The 17,264-nt window shown below is 68.6% G+C and carries 13 protein-coding genes; 4 read left to right on the forward strand and 9 right to left on the reverse strand.

Features of this window, described 5'->3' with window-relative positions; translation table 11 throughout:
• Positions 1-12 precede the first annotated feature (12 nt).
• Positions 13-1,461 carry a DUF4832 domain-containing protein gene (locus tag ACZ3HV_RS22210; protein ID WP_465686876.1) on the forward strand — a complete coding sequence of 483 codons (1,449 nt, stop codon included), beginning with the start codon at positions 13-15 and terminating at the stop codon, positions 1,459-1,461.
• Here the strand turns inward: ACZ3HV_RS22210 and ACZ3HV_RS22215 are convergent.
• The 4 genes from ACZ3HV_RS22215 to ftsH form a co-directional block, all read right to left on the reverse strand.
• Complete coding sequence (locus ACZ3HV_RS22215; RefSeq protein WP_465686877.1) at positions 1,454-6,253, reverse strand: Ig-like domain repeat protein; 4,800 nt, start codon at positions 6,251-6,253, stop codon at positions 1,454-1,456. The genes ACZ3HV_RS22210 and ACZ3HV_RS22215 overlap by 8 nt on opposite strands.
• An 8-nt stretch (positions 6,254-6,261) precedes the next feature.
• Entirely contained in the window at positions 6,262-6,996 is a 735-nt protein-coding gene (locus ACZ3HV_RS22220; RefSeq protein WP_465686878.1) for a cobalt transporter, read from the reverse strand.
• The gene (locus tag ACZ3HV_RS22225) at positions 6,993-7,664 is read right to left on the reverse strand and encodes a hypothetical protein (RefSeq protein ID WP_465686879.1); all 672 of its coding nucleotides are present in this window, start codon (positions 7,662-7,664) and stop codon (positions 6,993-6,995) included. The genes ACZ3HV_RS22220 and ACZ3HV_RS22225 overlap by 4 nt, the downstream gene beginning before the upstream one ends.
• 147 nt (positions 7,665-7,811) lie before the next feature.
• Positions 7,812-9,863, reverse strand: a complete 2,052-nt coding sequence (gene ftsH, locus ACZ3HV_RS22230; protein WP_465686880.1) for an ATP-dependent zinc metalloprotease FtsH — start codon at positions 9,861-9,863, stop codon at positions 7,812-7,814.
• Between the two features lie 68 nt (positions 9,864-9,931).
• On the opposite strand from ftsH, the gene ACZ3HV_RS22235 reads away from it, so the two are divergent.
• Together ACZ3HV_RS22235 and ACZ3HV_RS22240 are read left to right on the forward strand one after the other, a co-directional pair.
• Positions 9,932-10,516 (forward strand): redoxin domain-containing protein, encoded by a 585-nt coding sequence (locus ACZ3HV_RS22235; protein WP_465686881.1) that lies wholly within the window; start codon positions 9,932-9,934, stop codon positions 10,514-10,516.
• Between the two features lie 29 nt (positions 10,517-10,545).
• A complete protein-coding gene (locus tag ACZ3HV_RS22240; RefSeq protein WP_465686882.1) occupies positions 10,546-11,481 on the forward strand; it encodes a nucleoside hydrolase in 936 nt (311 codons plus the stop codon).
• Here ACZ3HV_RS22240 and ACZ3HV_RS22245 read toward each other — a convergent pair.
• The 5 genes from ACZ3HV_RS22245 to ACZ3HV_RS22265 are packed head-to-tail and all read right to left on the reverse strand — an operon-like array spanning position 11,478 to position 15,582.
• The gene (locus tag ACZ3HV_RS22245) at positions 11,478-12,440 is read right to left on the reverse strand and encodes a zinc-binding dehydrogenase (RefSeq protein WP_465686883.1); all 963 of its coding nucleotides are present in this window, start codon (positions 12,438-12,440) and stop codon (positions 11,478-11,480) included. The genes ACZ3HV_RS22240 and ACZ3HV_RS22245 overlap by 4 nt on opposite strands.
• A gap of 10 nt (positions 12,441-12,450) precedes the next feature.
• Positions 12,451-12,810 (reverse strand): hypothetical protein, encoded by a 360-nt coding sequence (locus ACZ3HV_RS22250; protein WP_360370094.1) that lies wholly within the window; start codon positions 12,808-12,810, stop codon positions 12,451-12,453.
• A complete protein-coding gene (locus ACZ3HV_RS22255; protein WP_465686884.1) occupies positions 12,807-13,670 on the reverse strand; it encodes a DODA-type extradiol aromatic ring-opening family dioxygenase in 864 nt (287 codons plus the stop codon). Before ACZ3HV_RS22255 ends, ACZ3HV_RS22250 begins: the two co-directional genes overlap by 4 nt.
• Positions 13,671-13,681: 11 nt before the next feature.
• On the reverse strand, positions 13,682-14,458 hold the full coding sequence (locus ACZ3HV_RS22260) for a citryl-CoA lyase (RefSeq protein ID WP_465686885.1): 777 nt from the start codon (positions 14,456-14,458) through the stop codon (positions 13,682-13,684).
• Positions 14,455-15,582 carry a CaiB/BaiF CoA transferase family protein gene (locus ACZ3HV_RS22265; protein ID WP_465686886.1) on the reverse strand — a complete coding sequence of 376 codons (1,128 nt, stop codon included), beginning with the start codon at positions 15,580-15,582 and terminating at the stop codon, positions 14,455-14,457. Before ACZ3HV_RS22265 ends, ACZ3HV_RS22260 begins: the two co-directional genes overlap by 4 nt.
• Before the next feature lie 192 nt (positions 15,583-15,774).
• Here ACZ3HV_RS22265 and ACZ3HV_RS22270 point away from each other — a divergent pair, with 192 nt between their 5' ends.
• Positions 15,775-17,247, forward strand: coding sequence for an amidohydrolase family protein (locus ACZ3HV_RS22270; RefSeq protein WP_465686887.1), 1,473 nt, complete (start codon positions 15,775-15,777; stop codon positions 17,245-17,247).
• Positions 17,248-17,264: the final 17 nt, after the last annotated feature.

The following is a 17,264-nucleotide window of genomic DNA, read 5'->3' on the forward strand; positions in this document are numbered from 1 at the left end:
AGGAGACTCCGCATGAGACGGCTTGCTGCAGCTCTCGCCTCGCTCGGCCTGTTGCTACCGGCCCAGTCGGCGATGGCGCACAACGAACCGACCACCACCACCCGCACCTACGTCGCGTCCGACGAGGTGATCGCCAACCAGGAGCGTGGGTTCTACCACCACGAGGAGACGCACTACCGGGCCGACGGCTCCGGCTACGTGCCACTCGACCTGACCTCCCTGCGGAACTTCCGGACGCAGGAGAACATCACGCAGATCCTCCGGATCTTCTACCTGGAGAAGTTCGCCAAGCAGGACGTGATCGACCAGCACTACCTCGACCTGGTCAAGGCCGACTTCGCCACCGCCCGCGCGGCCGGAGTCAAGATGATCGTCCGCTTCGCCTACGCCCTGCCGGGCGACGGCTGGCCGCCACCGACCCCGTACGGGGACGCTCCGGTGTCCCGGGTCGTCAAGCAGATCAAGCAACTCGCTCCGATCCTGCGGGCGAACTCCGACATGATCGCCGTCGTCCAGTCCGGCTTCGTCGGGCTCTGGGGTGAGGGCTACTACACCGACTACTTCTCCGACCCGGCGGACCCGAGCCAGGTCTCGGACCAGAACTGGGCCGACCGTAAGGCAGTGATCGACGCACTGCTTCAGGCGTTGCCGAAGGACAGGATGGTCCAGGTGCGGACGCCGTACATGAAGCAGCGGATGTACGGCGTACCGACCGGGACCGCGGGCGGGCTGACCGCGCAGCAGGCGTACAACGGCTCTGCGGTGGCGCGGATCGGCCAGCACAACGACTGCTTCCTGGCCAGCCCGGACGACTTCGGCACGTACCTGAGCGACCCGGTCGAGCTCGACAAGGATTTCGTTGCCCAGGACACCAATTACGTGCCCGAGGGCGGCGAGACCTGCGCGGTGAACTCACCACGATCGGACTGGGATTCGGCGTCGGCCGAGATGGCACGACTGCACTTCTCGTTCCTGAACATCGAATACAACCGGGACGTCCTGGATACCTGGGGCGACAACCTCACGACCGCCAAGCAGAAGCTGGGCTACCGGTTCGCGCTGGTGCAGGGCACCTACACGGACAAGGCCCGGCCGCGCGGTGATGTCCGGGTCAACCTGCAGATCCGCAACGACGGCTGGGCCGCGCCGTACAACCCGCGGCAGGTGCAGCTGGTCTTCCAGAACGACAAGCACACCTTCAAGGTGAACGTCCCCGCCGACCCCCGCCGCTGGGGCGCCGGTACAACTACCACCCTCAACCTCAAGGTCCCCGCACCGCCGGTGCCGGGCAAGTACAAGCTGCTGCTCAACATCGCCGATCCGAAACTCCAGTCCCAGGCCCGACTGCCGGGTTCCAGCGAGACGTACAACTCGGTGTACGCCGTACGTCTCGCCAACAACGGAACCTGGCAGCCGGCCACCGGCTACAACGACCTGGGTCAGACGGTCACGGTCAACTGATAGGAGTCCACGGACCGTACGGCGATCCCGGCGGCTGGTTCCGGGTCCACCACTTGGCGCGGTACTTCTTCTCCTTGTAGACGACCACATCGCCGGTGTCGAAGATCCGGGACGACGTCCAGATCGCCGTACCGTCCTCCGTCATCGCGAGCTCCTGCCAGGCGCCGTACGCGTCGCCTGGCGGGAGCAGGACGCTGGCCCACGCCGCTTCGTACGGCTTGCCCTGGTACGCGACCTTCGCTCCGGCGCGATAGAGCGTTTTCGCGTTCCAGGCCGGCGGCAGGTTGACCGTCAGCGTGGCCGCTCCCTGGGCCGGTTCGAAGGTGTCGCTTCCCGAGTATGCAGCGGTCAGCGCATGGTTGCCCACGGCAAGACCGACCGGAAGCGAGAACGTCGCCTTGCCCGCGGACACCGGCGCAGTACCGCGGACCTTGGTGCCTTCGCGGAGTTCGACGGTACCCGTCACCGGTAGGCCGCCCGCGGTCACGTTGACCGTGACCTTGGCCACCGTACCCCACTCGACCGGCGCCGCGGTCACGGTCACCACAGGCTGACCCTTGCGGGTCCGGAACACGGCCGGCTGCGTCACCGCGACACCGTCGTCCGCACTCTTCGCCGAGACGATCCACGCGTACGACGTCGCCGGCGACAGCCCGGACCACGTCGTACTCGCGGTGCCGTTGGCGACCACGCTGTCGGTCCCGATCACACCGGTCGGCACGTAAGCGGCCAGCGAATCGGTCGAGAACGACGTCTTGCGGGTGGTCAGGTCGACCGGCAGCGTCAGGTTGTCCTCCGCACCGTTGTACCGCGGCTTGGTCTGGCTGCCGTCCTGGCGGATGTCGTACTCGGTCGCCCCGAAGTTGTTCAGGAACGGCGAGTACGTGTCGATGTGCATCTCGGCACGCTTCACGTCGAACTGCAGCAGCCGCAGGAAGCTCGCCCCGAACTGCAGCCGGTCGGTCGCCTTGTGGTCCGGCGTACCGTCGCCGTTGACGTCGATGTTGCCGGCGGCATCGACCAGTCCGGGCCACAGCTCACCGGCCGGCACTGTGTAGAACTGGTAGTCCGCGAGCAGCTCCACCACGTCGTGCGCGACGGTGACGCCGACCTTGGTCTTCAGGTTGGTACCGACGCCGTGCTCGTGACCGGCGAGAACCAGGAAGACGTTCGGGTTGTTCTCGACGACCTGTTTGTACAGCGGCGAGCCGTCCGGTGTGGAGAAGCCGGTGTCCCGGCCGTCCGGGTTCGTCGACGGGCGCAGGTAGTCGTGCGAGAGCAGGATCCCGTTGCGATCCTTGTACCGCTTGAAGATCGAGGCCGCCCAGTTCGCTTCCTCCGGCGTCACGCCGTACGACAGACCGACCGCGACGAAGTCCAGACCGCCGGCCGAGAACAGGACGTAGTTGTTCTGGTTGTCCTTGCCCGGAGTGATCGAGCCGTCCGCGTTCACCTTCTCGTCCCACGCGTGGTACTCGGCACCGGCCGGCCACGCCTTCGACACCTCGCGGTACCGGTCGGCGCTGAACATCTTGCTGAACCGGGAGTCCGGTCCGGTCTCCGCGCCGAGCTGGTTGTCGTGGTTCCCGGCGATGACCTGGTTGATCACGCCCTTCTTGTCCAGGATCGCCTGGTAGCCGGACGCGAGTGCCAGTTCCTTGTCGACCTCCTCGCTCAGGCCGGGCCGCTGCAGCGAGCCGTCCGGGTTCTTCGCCAGCGGGTCGTAGTAGTCGTTCTCGATGATGTCGCCGGTGTGCGCGGCGTACGAGATCTTGCGGCCCGCGCTGTTGTCCGCGATCCACTGCACCTCGTTGCGGTACGCCGCCGCCCAGATCGCCTGCTCCTCGGCGGTCATCACGTCACTCGGCTCTTTGACGCCGTCCCAGTCGTCGTACGTGCCACCGGCCGCACCCTCGGTGAGGTACTGCGTGTCGGTGAAGTGCGCGATCGAGAAGTCGTACGACGCCGGGTCCTCGAAGTGATCCTTGTCGTTCTGCGCCGACGCGTCCCGCGGGGAGAGGTCATCGGCGAACGGGTCCTCGCCGGTCACCAGCACGTGGACGACGGCGCCGTCGCGGTACTGGCCGGCGACCTGAGTGGTGAGCACCGTGCTCGGCCCGGCCTGACCGCGGCCACTCGTGAGCGCGTCCCACTTCTTCCCGACGGGATCCCAGACCCGCAGCGCCACCACGCGCTTCGGGTCGACGGTGCCCTCCCAGCGCAGGGTCGGCGTACTTCCCTTGGCGCCGAGGTCGAGGTCGTAGCGCTGGAACACCACGTCGCGACCCGAGGCCGTGTCGATCGTCTCGCCGTCCAGCGGGCGCAACGAGTCGACCTTGACGTTCTGATCGTGCGCGACGTCGAGCGTGGTCGGCACCGCGGCCGCCTCGCCCTGGTAGCCGGCGGACGGGATGACCACGTCCGCCTTCGTGAACGTCGCCGTCAGCGGTACGCCGTCCTCCCCCGGGATCTTCGCAGACAGCGCGGCCGCCTGCTCGTTCACGCCGGTGACTGTTGCCGCGAGGTCGGTCGGGACGTCGGGGATGCTCGCACTGGTGAAGTGGATCTCCCGGGTGGCCGTGTTGCCGAGGGCATCGGCCGCGGTCACCGCGATCGTGTGGGTGCCGGCCGGCAGGCCGTGACCGATCTGATCGCCTTGCTTGACCACGGTGCCGTCGAGCGTGATCACCGGCGTACCCGCGATGGCCGACGCATCCTTGACGCTGACCATCAGCGCCACGGTCGACGTGAGCCGCTGGCCCTCGGCCGGGACGCTGCTCTCGACCACCGGAGCGGTGTTGTCGACGGTGAACCGGCGGGTCGCGGTCTTGTCGCCGACGACGGCCTCGATGGTGTGCGCGCCGTCCGCGATCGCGGTGGTGTCGACATCCGCGCGCCGGCCGAGCGCCGCGCCGGTGACGTCGAACAGGATCGTCTTGCGTAGTGCGGCGTTGAAGCTGCTGCCACAGGTGCCGTCGCCCAGGTAGACCGTGACCGGCGTACCGGCCGGGTACGTCGCGGAGCCGATCGTGACGTTGCTCTCGGCAACTTCCTTGGTCAGCTGCGTGGCATTCGCACCGCTCGGGGCCAGCTCGAAGTCCCGGAGCGTGAAGTCGTCGTAGTTGTCACAACCGCCGGGCTTCGCACTGCCGTGGTCGGTGCCGGCCACGAACTCGAGCACGTTCACACCAGGGACGAGCCACTCGTTCGGGAAGGTCAGGTCCGCGGTCTCCTTCTCCCAGACGCCGAGGTCCAGCGGGATGCCATTGATCCGCACCTTGTTGTCGTAGCCGTTGTCCGAGCCGTTCCCGCCGATGAACACCTTCAGGTGGGCGTCGCCCCCGCTCCCCAAGGTGTCCACGGTCTTGGTGGTCGGCGCATCCGCGATCGTGAAGTGGAACTCGGCCTCCTTGTTCGGACCACACGTGCCGTCGCCGAGCGCCAGGATCGCGTCGGTCGTCTCGGCCTTCGTGGTGGTCGAACCGGTTGTGGTCAGGAGGTACGTCGTACCGCGCGTGATCGATCCCGAGGTGCTCAGCGCGAGGTTCGGCGTACTGAGCTTGAAGTCGTCGTGATTCGCGCAGGTCGCGCCGTTCAGCGTGCCGTTGTAGTCGCCGGTCTTCACCTGGACCACGTTGTCGCCGGACTTCAGGAAGCGCTGCGGGAGCTTGATCGACGCGGCTTCCGCGCCGCTCACGCCGTAGTCGCCACCGAGGTCGACACGGTTGCCGTTGACAAGCAAGTAGTTGTGGTACCGCGCTTCGACCGAGTTGCCCGCCTCGACCGTGACGCCGAAGGTCGCCGTCCCCGTGGCCAGGCTCTCGGCGTTCTCCGCGGGCTTGTCGTCGATCGCGAGCGACTCGACACCGCCCTGACTGCCGACCGGTACGGCGGCGATCACCGGCTGCTCACCCTTGACCAGGGTCCCGTCCGCCGGAGTCAGCTTGGCGGCGCCGGCCGGGGCGTTGTTGACCTGGATGGTGGCGATCGTGGTCGCGCCGGACGCGGTGGTCGCGGCGATCGTGTGCTCGCCGTTGCCGAGCTGCGTCGTATCCAGGTCCTTGCGGAGTCCCGCCGTGCTGCCGGCCTCGCCGGACAGGACGAAGGTGAGGTCCTGCGTGAGGAGGTGCTTCGAAGTGCCGCACGTTCCGTCGCCGAAGCTGTAGCTGAAGTCGTTCTGCTCGCCGTCGATCGCCACGCCGAGAAGGCTCAGGCTGATGCTGCTCAGCGGGAAGTCGTCGTAGTTCGGGCAGCGGCCGCCCTCGCCGTACGGCAGTACGTCGTAGCCGACGGCGGCGGTGTTGGTCGTGTCGACCCAGGCCGCGCCGGCGTGCACGGTGACGGTGTTGACGCCGGTACGCAGCCAGTCGCCGGGCAGGTCGAGGCGGCCGTTGAGCCCGCCCGCGATGTCCGGGAAGTAGACGCGATCGGTGCGGCCGTTGACGGTGATGTAGTTGTGGTACCGCGCTTCGGCGCCGTTGCCGCCCATGTCGAACGCGAAGTGCGCCGTACCGGCGGTCTTGTCCGCGTCGATCTGCCGGCCGTCGACCTTCAGCGCGACGACCGAGTCGTTCTCCGCGGTCGGCTCGGCGGTGACGGTCGTCGTACCCTCCAGCGTCTGACCGTCGTGCAGGTTGAGCGCGGGTGCGCCGGTCGACTCGGCCGCGGCGGCCGCCTCCGCGCCGGAGGTCGTCGAGATGATCGCGGCGCCGGAGCCGGCGACGAGCGCAACCGCCACCAGGACCGAGACGGTGCGCAACCGTCTCCAGCCTGTGCGCAGTCGGTGGGTCATGTTTCTCCTCAGGCGGTGAGATGGATCGCGGCGAGCGCGGTCATGACGACGCCGGCCAGCGTGATGCCGGTGGCGGCGAGAAGGGGTGCCACACGGGTGGCGAGCTGCAGCAGGTGGCGGGACTGACCGCCGCGTACGACGACTGTGCTGCCCGCGACCGCGAGCAGGCCGACGCCGAACAGCACCACGGCCATGCCGAGGCCGAACGTGATCACGAGCAGGAGCGCGAAGCCGGCGCGGCCGAGGAAGAGGCCGGCCACGAGCACGAGGAACGCGGACGGCGACGGGGTCAGGCCGCCGGAGATCCCGAGCAGGAACAGCCCGGGCCGCGACGTCTCCGCATGCCCATGTCCATGCCCGTGGCCGTGTCCATGTCCATGTCCATGTCCCTTGTGGGTATGGCGCCTGAGCAACCAAAGCCCGGTCATCACCACGAGCAAGCCACCTACCAATTGCAACGCGGTGGTGACCTGCTCCATCTGAAGGAAGTCAGCAAGTGAAAGGAACGTCCACGCCACTCCGATGATCAGCACACTCAACGTATGCATCACCGCCACCGATCCACCCAGCCAGGCGGCATCCCGAACACGCCCCCGCTCCCCCACGAGGTACGCAGCCGCCAGACTCTTCCCGTGCCCCGGCATCACTGCATGCCCTGCTCCCGCGGCGAACGCCGGCACGAAGGCGAGCGGCGGCACGCCCGGCGAATGCAGGAAGCCCTCGAGCTGATCGGTCAGGCTCATGCCGGACTCCGCCGCCTGACGCGCCGGACGCCGACTGCCGCGGCGACGGTCAGCAGCAGCGCCCCACCGACCACGGCACCGAGCTGCACGGCAGCACTTCGCCCGACACCTGAGGCGGTCGCCGTTCCCAGCGTCCACTCGTGGCTGTCGTCGCCGTCGCCGTACACCGCACGTGCACCGTTCGGTCCGGTGGCGAGTGTCTTGTACGCCGGGTTGAGATCGGTCAGCGTCTTCACCGTCACCGACACCGCACCCAGCGGCCCGGGACAGGAGTAGTCGATCGCGACACCGGTCTTGGCCACGTCCCCCGGCGGCTGAACGGACCCTGTGCACTGGCGCCCGCGGCTGGCCACCGTGATCTGCCGCAACAGATAGTCGGTGAACTTGGACGACGGTCCGATCGCCACCGAGTCCGCCGGCTCGAAGATCACCGCGCCGTCCATCATCACCCGGTCCCGCGGAAGTACGCCGAGCGCGACGCCGAGTAGCGTCAGATCGTCAAGCCCGCCGACCTTCCACCGCACGTGCACGACCTGGCCGTCCCCAGCGATCGTGACCGTCTGCGGGTCGCCGAACGGATGCGCCGACGCCGGCTGAATCCCGGCGAACAGCACCACCAGACCGGCCACGCACGCGCACAGCCGTCGTTGGAACACAGGCAAGGTCAACGCTCCGGATGCTCACAGTCCCCGATCCCCACCGCGCTGGACGCGCGATCGGGCCGGACTCTGTCAGATCACGGGGGCGCCCAGGCAACCAGAAGGTGAACGATTGCCTGCCACCTCGGCTAATCAGAAAACCACCAACTAACCCGGCTAGGACGAGACCGACTCGTCCGGTGGGGTCGTCCGGCTCGCAGCGTTCGTCATGGCCGTGGCCGGGGCGGTGTCGTGGGAGATGCCGGCGGCGGCGTACGCGTCGGCCTCGTCGAGGGTTTCGTGGGCGAGCAGTTGCTCGGCGAGGGAGTCGAGGCGGTCACGGTTCTCGCGGAGCAGGCGCCTGGCTTCGGCGTAGCACTGCTCGATGAGCCGACGTACCTCTGCGTCGACGGTGTTGAGGAGTTCGTCGGACACATTCGCCAGCCGCGCGTCGCCTTCGGGTGGGAGGACGGAGACCGGGCCGATCGCCTCCGACATCCCCCAGCGGCCGACCATCGAGCGGGCGATCCGGGTCGCGGTCTCGAGGTCGCTCTCGGCGCCGGTGGTGACCACGCCAAGCACCTCCTGCTCGGCCGCCATCCCGCCGAGCGCGCCGATGATGCGGCCACGCAGGTACTCCGTGTCGTACCCGTACCGATCCATCTCGGGCGTGGACAGCGTGACTCCGAGCGCCCGGCCGCGCGGGATGATCGACACCTTGCGCACCGGGTCCGCACCGACCTGGATCATGCCGAGTACTGCGTGTCCTCCTTCGTGGTACGCAGTACGCCGTCTCTCCTCCTCCGGCATCACCACGTTGCGGGCCGTACCGAGCTGGATCTTCTCGAGCGCGTCGCTCAGGTCGCGCTGGTGGATCTCCAACTGCCCTTGCCGGGCTGCGGACAGGGCGGCCTCGTTCAGCAGGTTGGCGAGATCGGCGCCGGTCATGCCGGGCGTAGCCCGGGACACCGCGCCGAGGTCGGCGTCCGCGGCGAGCGGCTTGCCGCGGGCGTGCACCCGGAGGATCTGTTCGCGGCCCTTCTGGTCCGGCGCGTGCACGGTGATCGTGCGGTCGAAGCGGCCCGGCCGGAGCAGCGCCGGGTCGAGAACGTCGGCACGGTTCGTGGCAGCGAGGACGACGACGCCCTCGGCGCCGGAGAAGCCGTCCATCTCGGTCAGGATCTGGTTCAGCGTCTGCTCGCCCTCGTCGTGCCCGCCGATCGACCGGGCACCGCCGCGGGCGCGTCCGATCGTGTCGATCTCGTCGATGAAGATGATCGCCGGCGCGACCTTGCGGGCCTCGCCGAACAGCTCCCGGACCCGGCTCGCCCCGACGCCGACGATCATCTCGATGAACTCCGAGGCGCTGGCCGAGAAGAACGGTACGCCGGCCTCACCGGCGGTCGCGCGGGCCAGCAGTGTCTTGCCCGTGCCGGGCGCTCCGGCCAGCAGCACACCCTTCGGAGCGCGCGCACCGAGCCGCCGGTACTTGCCGGGATCCTTGAGGTAGTCGACGACCTCCTCGATCTCGGCCTCGACCTCGTCGATCCCGGCGACGTCGGCGAATGTCACCCGGACACTGCCGGGTTCGACCGGCTTCTTCTGCTGACCGCCGCCGCCGAGCAGGCCGCCGAGACCACCGCCGGCCGCCCGCTGGCGCCGGAACAGCCAGAAGTAGAAACCGACCAGCAGCAGGATCGGCGCGAACGAGATCAGCAGGTTCCAGAGCACTCCACGCTGCTGGACCACCGGCGTGGCCCGGACCGTCGCACCACCCTTCTGCAGCGCCCCGAACAGATCGTCGTTGGCGAACGTCGGTCGCTCGGTGGTGAACTTCGTGTACGTCGAGTCACTCTTGCCCGGGACCGGAGCGGCTTGTTTCAACCGTCCCTCGATGGTGTCACCACGGGAGAACACCTCGGCGACGTTCTGCTTCTGCACCTGGGCGGTGAAATCGGTGTACGCGATGGTCTGCTCGCCGCCGGACATCTGGTCCTGCATCGTGGTCAGCAGGAACAGGACCAGGTAACCCCCGACGATCCAGGCCGCCCACCGCCACCACCGGGGCCGCTTCGGCCGGTTGCCGTCGCCACGACCAGTCGGCAGCCCCTCCGTCCGCCACGGCTTGTGCGGCGGGCGCTGCGGACCGCCGGCCGGCTCGCCCCGATCGGCGCCTTCCCCCCGACCGGAGGTCGGCTGATCCTGCGGCGGCTGATCCTTATCACTCATATCTCGGCTCCGCTGGGTGACGGCTGCGTGCCCTGGACACGCGGCTGGAACCAACATAGGACTTGACCATGCGTTCCGACATCGCACCGGGCGGCAGGTTCCCGGACTACGAGTTGCCCGACCACACCGACGTACCGCGCCGGCTCAGCGAGTTGCAGGGCGACGATCCGATGATCCTGACGCTCGCCCGCGGGCATTACTGCCCGAAGGAACACCAGCAGCACCAGGAGCTCGCGGCCTTCTACCCCAAGATCGCGGTGTCCTATACGCAGATCGTGACGATCGCGACCGACGAGCACCACACGCTGCAGGAGTTCCGCGCGTCGGTCGGGGCGCAGTGGCCGTTCCTGTCCGATCCAGGCCGGATCGTGCAACGCGACCTGGACATCCAGGAGTACACCGACCCGGACAACGACCCGATGATCCCGCACACGCTGGTGCTCAAGCCCGGGCTCGTCGTCCACAGCATCTACAACGGCTACTGGTTCTGGGGCCGGCCGACGATCGCCGAGCTCTGGCAGGACCTCCGCGCGGCGAGCAGCGAGATCCGCCCCGACTGGGATCTGAGCAAGCCCGGCCTGCGCGAGGCCTGGGAAGCCGGCGACTACTCGTCCTTCCACGGCTGGGACAAGAAGGCCGCCGCCGAGAGCTGAGCGGCCGGCAGGCCGTCGTACCCTGGCGCATGGTCACTCCAGTGGTGCTTGATTGTGATCCGGGGCATGACGATGCGATGGCGTTGTTGCTGGCGATCGCCGATCCTGCGGTCGAGCTGTTGGCGGTCACGACGGTTGCCGGCAATCAGACGGTCGACAAGTGCACGGTGAACGCGCGGCGGGTGATGTCGCTGGCGGGCGTGGCCGATGTGCCGGTCGCCAGAGGTGCCGACCGGCCGTTGGTACGACGGTTGCGCATCGCCGACGACGTCCACGGGCAGACCGGGCTCGACGGCCCGCGGTTCGACACCGAGCCGTCGGTGCCCGAGTCGCCGTCAGCGGCCCACGACGTGTTGGTCGACGTACTGCGGAAGCACCCGACGCCGGTCACCATCGTGGCGACCGGAGCACTCACGAACATCGCCCGACTGCTGTCCGCGGAGCCGTCGCTGACCACGAAGATCGCCGAGATCGTGTGGATGGGCGGCTCGACGGACCGCGGCAACATCGCACCGCTCGCGGAGGCCAACGCGTACGTCGATCCCGAGGCGGCCGACCAGGTTCTCCGGTCGGGGGTCCCGTTCACCATGTGCGGGCTCAACGTCACCCATCAGGCGCTGGTGACGGACGATGTCCTCGGGCACTTCAACCAGATCGGGACGCCGCTGGCCGGGATCTGCGTCGAGTGGATGACGTTCTTCGCCTCGACGTACCGGCGGCTCTGGGGGTTCGAGGCGCCGCCTCTGCACGATCCGGTCGCCGTCGCCCGGGTCATCGATCCGGCGATCGTCGGCTGCGTCGAGGCGAACGTCGTGATCGAGACCCAGGGCGAATGGACCGCGGGGGCAACCGTGGTCGATCTCTTCAACTACACCGGTCGCGCACCCAACGCTCGGGTGGCTGTCGAGCTGGACCGCGAAGCCTTCTGGACCAAGATCGCCGACGCCGTCGCCGCGCTTGGCTAGATGGTGAGAACGAGACGGCCGCTGGTTTCGCCGGTGGCTTGACGCTGCCAGGCGGCACCGATGTCGGCGAGGGTGACAGTCTCGTGGGCGACCGCGATCGCGCCGGTGGCCGCGTGCTGCAGTACGGCGGTCACGGCGTCGCGGCGCTGCTCCGGGGTGATGGCGTTGTTCGTGTAGCCGAGGACGCTCGCCGTACGGCTGCGCAGAATCGACGAGGAGAACGTCGCCGCATCGCCACCGGAACCGCCGATGTTCACCAGCCGCCCGCCGGCGGCCAGCACCCGGGCGGCTGCCGTCGCGGCCACTCCGAACACCGGATCGATCACCACATCGACATTCGCCGCGCCGAGGCGAGTGGTCAGCTCGTCCACATCGGTGCTGAAGGCAACCACCTCGTCGGCACCCGCGGCCAGTGCTCGCTCCCGAGCCGCGTCCGAGCGGATCAGTGCGACGACCCGCGCGGCACCGAGGACCCGGGCCGCGCCGATCGCAACCTGGCCGACCGCGCCGCCACCACCGAGCACCAGCACCTGCTCCCCCGCGCGGAGCTGGGCCCGCCAGGTCAGCGACATCCAAGCCGCCACCGCGGACAATCCCAGCGCGGCCACCGCCGGATCCGGGACCGGCGTGTCCAGCACCACCAGATCGGCATCGGGTACGGCGCACCGCTCGGCGAAGCTGCCGTCACCCGCGGCCATCCCGGCCGAAGTCGCGAAGAACACCTTCGTCCCGGGTGACACCACCTCGGACTGCTCGACCACGCCGACCCCTTGAACCCCTGGAACATAAGGGAGTTTCGGCTGACCGAAGTACGACGTACCGGACGCACACAGCAGATCCAGCGGTACGACGGGCGCAGCGGTCACGCGGACGATGGAGATCCCCGCCGCGGCGACCGGGTCCGGGTGATCAGCGTGCGACGGTGGTTCGCCATGGGTGTGCAGGACGGCAGCGCGCACCTCGGCCTCCTTAGGTGGCGATATCGGGATACGGCAGCGACAGATGCTGCAGTGCGCGACCGTAAGCCAGCTGGTACTCGAGCGGTCCATGGTCGCGCTCGAACATCGCGATGAACAAGGTCAGCGTGAGGAACGGGTGCGCACCAAGTCCGAAGAGTGCCACATGATCCTGCTCGCGCAGCGCCGTACGCTCTTCGTCGGTGAAGCTGAGCCAGGTGGAGCGCTCTCCGGTGTGGCAGTTGAGGATCTGGTTCGCCATCTCCGCCTCCCACCAGCTGACGGTGCCGGCGGCGTCCTCGCGGTAGCGCTCGACCAGGTCCGGGTCGCGGTCCACTGTGTAGAGGAACTTGTTCAGGAGGTACTTGCTCATGCCGGCACTCCGTTCGGGTACCAGGTGAAGTACGCCTCCATGGTGTGGAAGAGGTCGAGTGAGTCGACGTGGTCCGCCTTCGCACCCGCCCCGGCGACACCCATCATCAGCATGAAGTCCATGAACCCGTGTGTCGCGTTGCCCGGCTGATGCAGGCTGTCCAGCGTCACCTCGGCCAGGCAGCCCTCCAGATCACCGCTCGCGATCCAGTCCACCGCCTTGCGATCGAACTCCGGATCCGGCCCGTGCGCACCGAACTGCCGCGGGCCGCCCAGCTCGAGCGACAGGTGCCCGGTGCCGATGATCGCCACCCGCGCGTCGATCGGCCACGACTCGACCAACTGCCGGATCGTCTTGCCGAGCTCGACGAACCGGCCCGGCCGGGGCAGCGGCGGCGCGAAGATGTTGGTGTAGATCGGCACGATCGGCAGGTCCGCTTCGGGGCGGAGCGTGATGATCGGGCAGGTGATGCTGTGGTCGATCCGCAGCTCGTTGCTGAAGGCAAGGTCGAAGCCGGCGTCCAGCCCGTTGCGCAGGATGTGCCCGGCCAGCCGCTCCTCCCCCGCCAGCGTCATCCGCGGCAGCCCGAACTCGCGTTCCTCGTTGTACCAGTTGGCGTCGAAGGACGGCGCTTTGCCGACCAGGAACTGCGGCATGTTGTCGAGCCACAGCTGATGGAAGTGGTCGCTGCCGACCATCACCAGGATGTCCGGCCGGGCCTTGGTGAGGGTCTCCCGGAACGCCTCGATCTTCGCCACCCACTCGTCGGCGAACGGCGGCCGGTCGGCACCGGTGGCGGTACTCGCGCGGTAGTAGAACGGGTGATGGGTCGAGGCGATCACCGCCGCGACTGTGGCCATCTGCAGCTCCTTCAGGTTGCGGGATCGACGTACACGGCGTTGCGGTCGACGGTCAGGTAGGCGTCCATGCCGATCGGCCGGCGGCGTTCCTCGGCGATCTGCCCGAGCAGGCCGGCCGCCCTGGCCAGCAAGGCGAACCCACGCAGCAGCTCGACCGGCAGCCCAAGGTCCGCCAGTGCGGCGCCGCAGACGCCGGCGCCGTTCAGCGGAAGCTTGCGGCCGAGGACCTGCTCGTGCACTCGCCCGATCGCCTCGAAGAGTCGTAGATGCGGGCCTTCCAGCCCCTCCTCCCGGGCGATACCGATCAGCACCGGCGTCCGCGGGTCCTGCACCTTGTGCACCGGATGCCCGAGGCCTGGGACGTACTTCTTCGCCTCCCGGGTCGCGGTGACGACGTCCAGTGCGAGTGCGTCCCAGCCCGCATCATCGGTGGGCACATCCCGGCCTTGGAGGGCCTCGTCCAGGTACATCCCGCAGTCCTCGGTCACGCCGAGGAAGCGCGATCCCCCGCCGAGCAGACCGGCCGCGAGCGCGCCTTGGAGCGAGTCGGGTGCCGACAGATACGTCAGCCGAGCCGCGATCGCCGTCGGCGTGAAGCCGTGATCGGCCAGCGCCACCAGCACCGCCTCGAACACGCGCGTCTCACCAGGAGTCGGCCGCCGCAGTGCGACCAGCCAGAAGGCCAGCTCACCGAACCCGACCTTGCCCATCAGGTCGGCCGTGAGGTCCTGACCGAGCAGGCGGATCTCGTCGGCGGTCGACGTACCCAAGGACGTTGGAAAACTCATTGCTTGAGCCACCTCCGGAGCTCCGCGCCGTGCTCGTCCAGGTCCGGCGGCGGCAGCCGGTACGACGCCGCGCCGGCGGAGAACGTGATCGGGTTCCGCACGGTCGGAATCGTGCCGGCCGTGACGACCGGATCCAGACCGATGTCCTCCGCGAAGGCCACGCCGCCGTCGATGGAGTTGATCGGACCGCAGGGCACACCCGCGGCGATGATGTCGCGGAACCACTCCATCCGGGTCCTGGTCCCCAACCTCTCCACCAGCAGCGGTCTCAGTTCCTCGCGGTTCGCGGTGCGCTTCTCGTTGCGGTTGAACCGCGGGTCGTCGGCCAGCTCCGGTACGCCGAGCACCTCGGTCAGCCGGCGGAACTGGTTGTTGTTCCCGGCCGTGATGATCAGCTCGCCATCGGAGCACGGCAACGGCTCGTACGGGAAGAGACTGGGATGGCTGTTGCCCATCCGCACCGGGACGACGCCGCCCGCGACGTACGCGCTGGACTGGTTGACCAGGCCGGAGAGCGCCGACGACAGCAGGTTGACCTCGACGTGCTGACCACGTCCGGTCTCGTGCCGGGCGTTCAGCGCGGACAGCACGCCGATCGTGGCGTGCAGGCCGGCCATCACGTCGAAGACCGAGATGCCGGCCCGGAACGGCTCACCGTCCGGGGAGCCGGTCAGGCTCATCAGCCCGGAGATCGCCTGCACGATCAGGTCGTAGCCGGGCAGCTCGGCGCCCTTCGGGCCGGAGCCGAAGCCGCTGATCGAGGCATAGATCAGTTTTGGGTTGCCAGTGGCAACGGTCTCGTAGTCGAGCCCGAACCGCGTCAGCCCGCCCGGCCGGAAGTTCTCCACCAGGACGTCGGCACGCCGGGCCAGCTCCTGGGCCGCCGCCCGGTCGTCGGCGTCCTTCAGGTCGAGCGCGATCGACCGCTTGTTCCGGTTCACCGCGAGGTAGTACGTCGAGATGCCGTCGCGGACCGGTGGTTGCCAGGACCGGGTGTCGTCACCGCCCGGCGCCTCGACCTTGACCACGTCCGCACCGAGGTCGGCCAGCAGCATGGTCGCATACGGCCCGGCCAGGATCCGGGAGAAGTCAGCGACCAGCAATCCGGACAGCGGACCCGTCACGCGACCTCCCTGGATCGAATACGGACAGTTGTCCGCAGAACCCTGACGGCCTCAGTCTCAGACCTCCATCCGGACGGTGTCAACCGCCTGCGGCGAGACCTTGACAGCGCGATCCGCCGCTTCGATAGTGACCGTATCGCCCTGATGACCGTCAGACGGACGCATGTCCGGGCACTCTTCTGGAGGGGAATCATGACCACTGCCGAGACGCTGGTGGCGGGCCGGCCGGTGCTGCTGCGCGGGGGGACCGTGCTGACCATGGACGACGACCACACGGTCGTCACCGACGGGGACGTGCTGATTGTCGACAATCAGATCGCGGCCGTCGGACGGGCGGTCGACGTCCCCGACGGCACCCAGGAGATCGACGCGACCGGCGGCATCGTGATGCCGGGCATGATCGACACGCATCGGCACATGTGGCAGACCGCGATGCGCGCGTACGGCGCCGACTGGACGCTGACGCAGTACTTCGTCTGGTACTACCTCGAGCACGGCAAGACGTTCCGGCCGGAAGACATCTACGCCGGCAACCTGACGTCGGCCTGGGAGTCCCTCGAGGCCGGGGTCACCACCACGGTCGACTGGTCGCACGGGCTGCAGAGCGTCGACCACGCGGAGGCGGCGGTCGACGCGCTGCGCGCCGTCCCCGGCCGCTTCGTCCTTGCCTACGGCAACATCCAGGCCGGGCCGTGGGAGTGGTCCGCCGATCCGGCCGTCCGCGCGTTCCTGGAACGGCTCCGGGACGACTCCAGCCTCGGGCTGCAGCTCGCCTTCGACGTCACCGGCGACCCGGCCTTCCCGGAGCGGGGAGCCTTCGAGGTGGCGCGGGAGCTCGACCTCGGCGTGACCACGCATGCCGGCGTGTGGGGCGCGACCAACGACGACGGCATCCGGCTGATGCACGAGAACGGCTTCATGACGCCGAAGAACATCTACGTGCACGCGGCGACCCTCGACACCGACTCCTACCAGCGGATCGCGGCCACCGGCGGATCGATCTCGGTCTCGACCGAGTCCGAGCAGAGCGCCGGCCAGGGCTACCCGCCCACCTGGCAGGTGCGCCGCCACGGCATCCCGGTCTCGCTGTCGATGGACACCAGCGTGTGGTGGAGCGGCGACCTGTTCAGCGCGATGCGGACGACGCTCGGCGCCGACCGGGCCCGCGAGCACCTCGAGGCGCACATGAAGGGCGCCACGGTGACGCACAGCCATCTGCGCGCCGAGCACGTGGTCGACTGGGCCACTCGCGGCGGCGCGAAGGCGCTCGGCCGGGACGACCTCGGCAGTCTCGAACCCGGGAAGACGGCGGACGTCGTACTGATCAAGAACGACACGTCGCCGGTGTCGTTCCCGCTCGTCAATCCCTACGGGCACGTGGCTTTCCAGGCCCAGCGCGGTGACGTGCACACCGTGATCGTCGACGGCCGCGTGGTGAAGTTCGCCAACCAGCTGGTCGGTTGCGACCTGGCCGCCGTGCGGCGCGGTGTCGAGGCGACCGTCGACTACCTTCGCGCGTCACTGGGCGAGGAGGCCTGGAGAAGTGGGATGAACCCGGAACTGCCGAAGGGTGAGGTGCTCGACAACCCGTACCAGTACACCGAGTACAAGTCCGACTCGACCCGCGAGGCCCGCGGCACCATCTTCGGCGAGTCGGGGTCGTAGGCTCGGGCGTTACGTCG

Source organism: Kribbella sp. NPDC020701 (assembly GCF_055562215.1).

Coding starts and splice junctions, on each gene's coding strand:
- ACZ3HV_RS22270 (WP_465686887.1), top strand. CDS start 15,775: ATGACCACTGCCGAGACGCTGGTGGCGGGCCGGCCGGTGCTGCTGCGC.
- ACZ3HV_RS22250 (WP_360370094.1), bottom strand. CDS start 12,810: ATGAGCAAGTACCTCCTGAACAAGTTCCTCTACACAGTGGACCGCGAC.
- ACZ3HV_RS22260 (WP_465686885.1), bottom strand. CDS start 14,458: ATGAGTTTTCCAACGTCCTTGGGTACGTCGACCGCCGACGAGATCCGC.
- ACZ3HV_RS22240 (WP_465686882.1), top strand. CDS start 10,546: ATGGTCACTCCAGTGGTGCTTGATTGTGATCCGGGGCATGACGATGCG.
- ACZ3HV_RS22220 (WP_465686878.1), bottom strand. CDS start 6,996: ATGAGCCTGACCGATCAGCTCGAGGGCTTCCTGCATTCGCCGGGCGTG.
- ACZ3HV_RS22255 (WP_465686884.1), bottom strand. CDS start 13,670: ATGGCCACAGTCGCGGCGGTGATCGCCTCGACCCATCACCCGTTCTAC.
- ACZ3HV_RS22210 (WP_465686876.1), top strand. CDS start 13: ATGAGACGGCTTGCTGCAGCTCTCGCCTCGCTCGGCCTGTTGCTACCG.
- ACZ3HV_RS22235 (WP_465686881.1), top strand. CDS start 9,932: ATGCGTTCCGACATCGCACCGGGCGGCAGGTTCCCGGACTACGAGTTG.
- ftsH (WP_465686880.1), bottom strand. CDS start 9,863: ATGAGTGATAAGGATCAGCCGCCGCAGGATCAGCCGACCTCCGGTCGG.
- ACZ3HV_RS22215 (WP_465686877.1), bottom strand. CDS start 6,253: ATGACCCACCGACTGCGCACAGGCTGGAGACGGTTGCGCACCGTCTCG.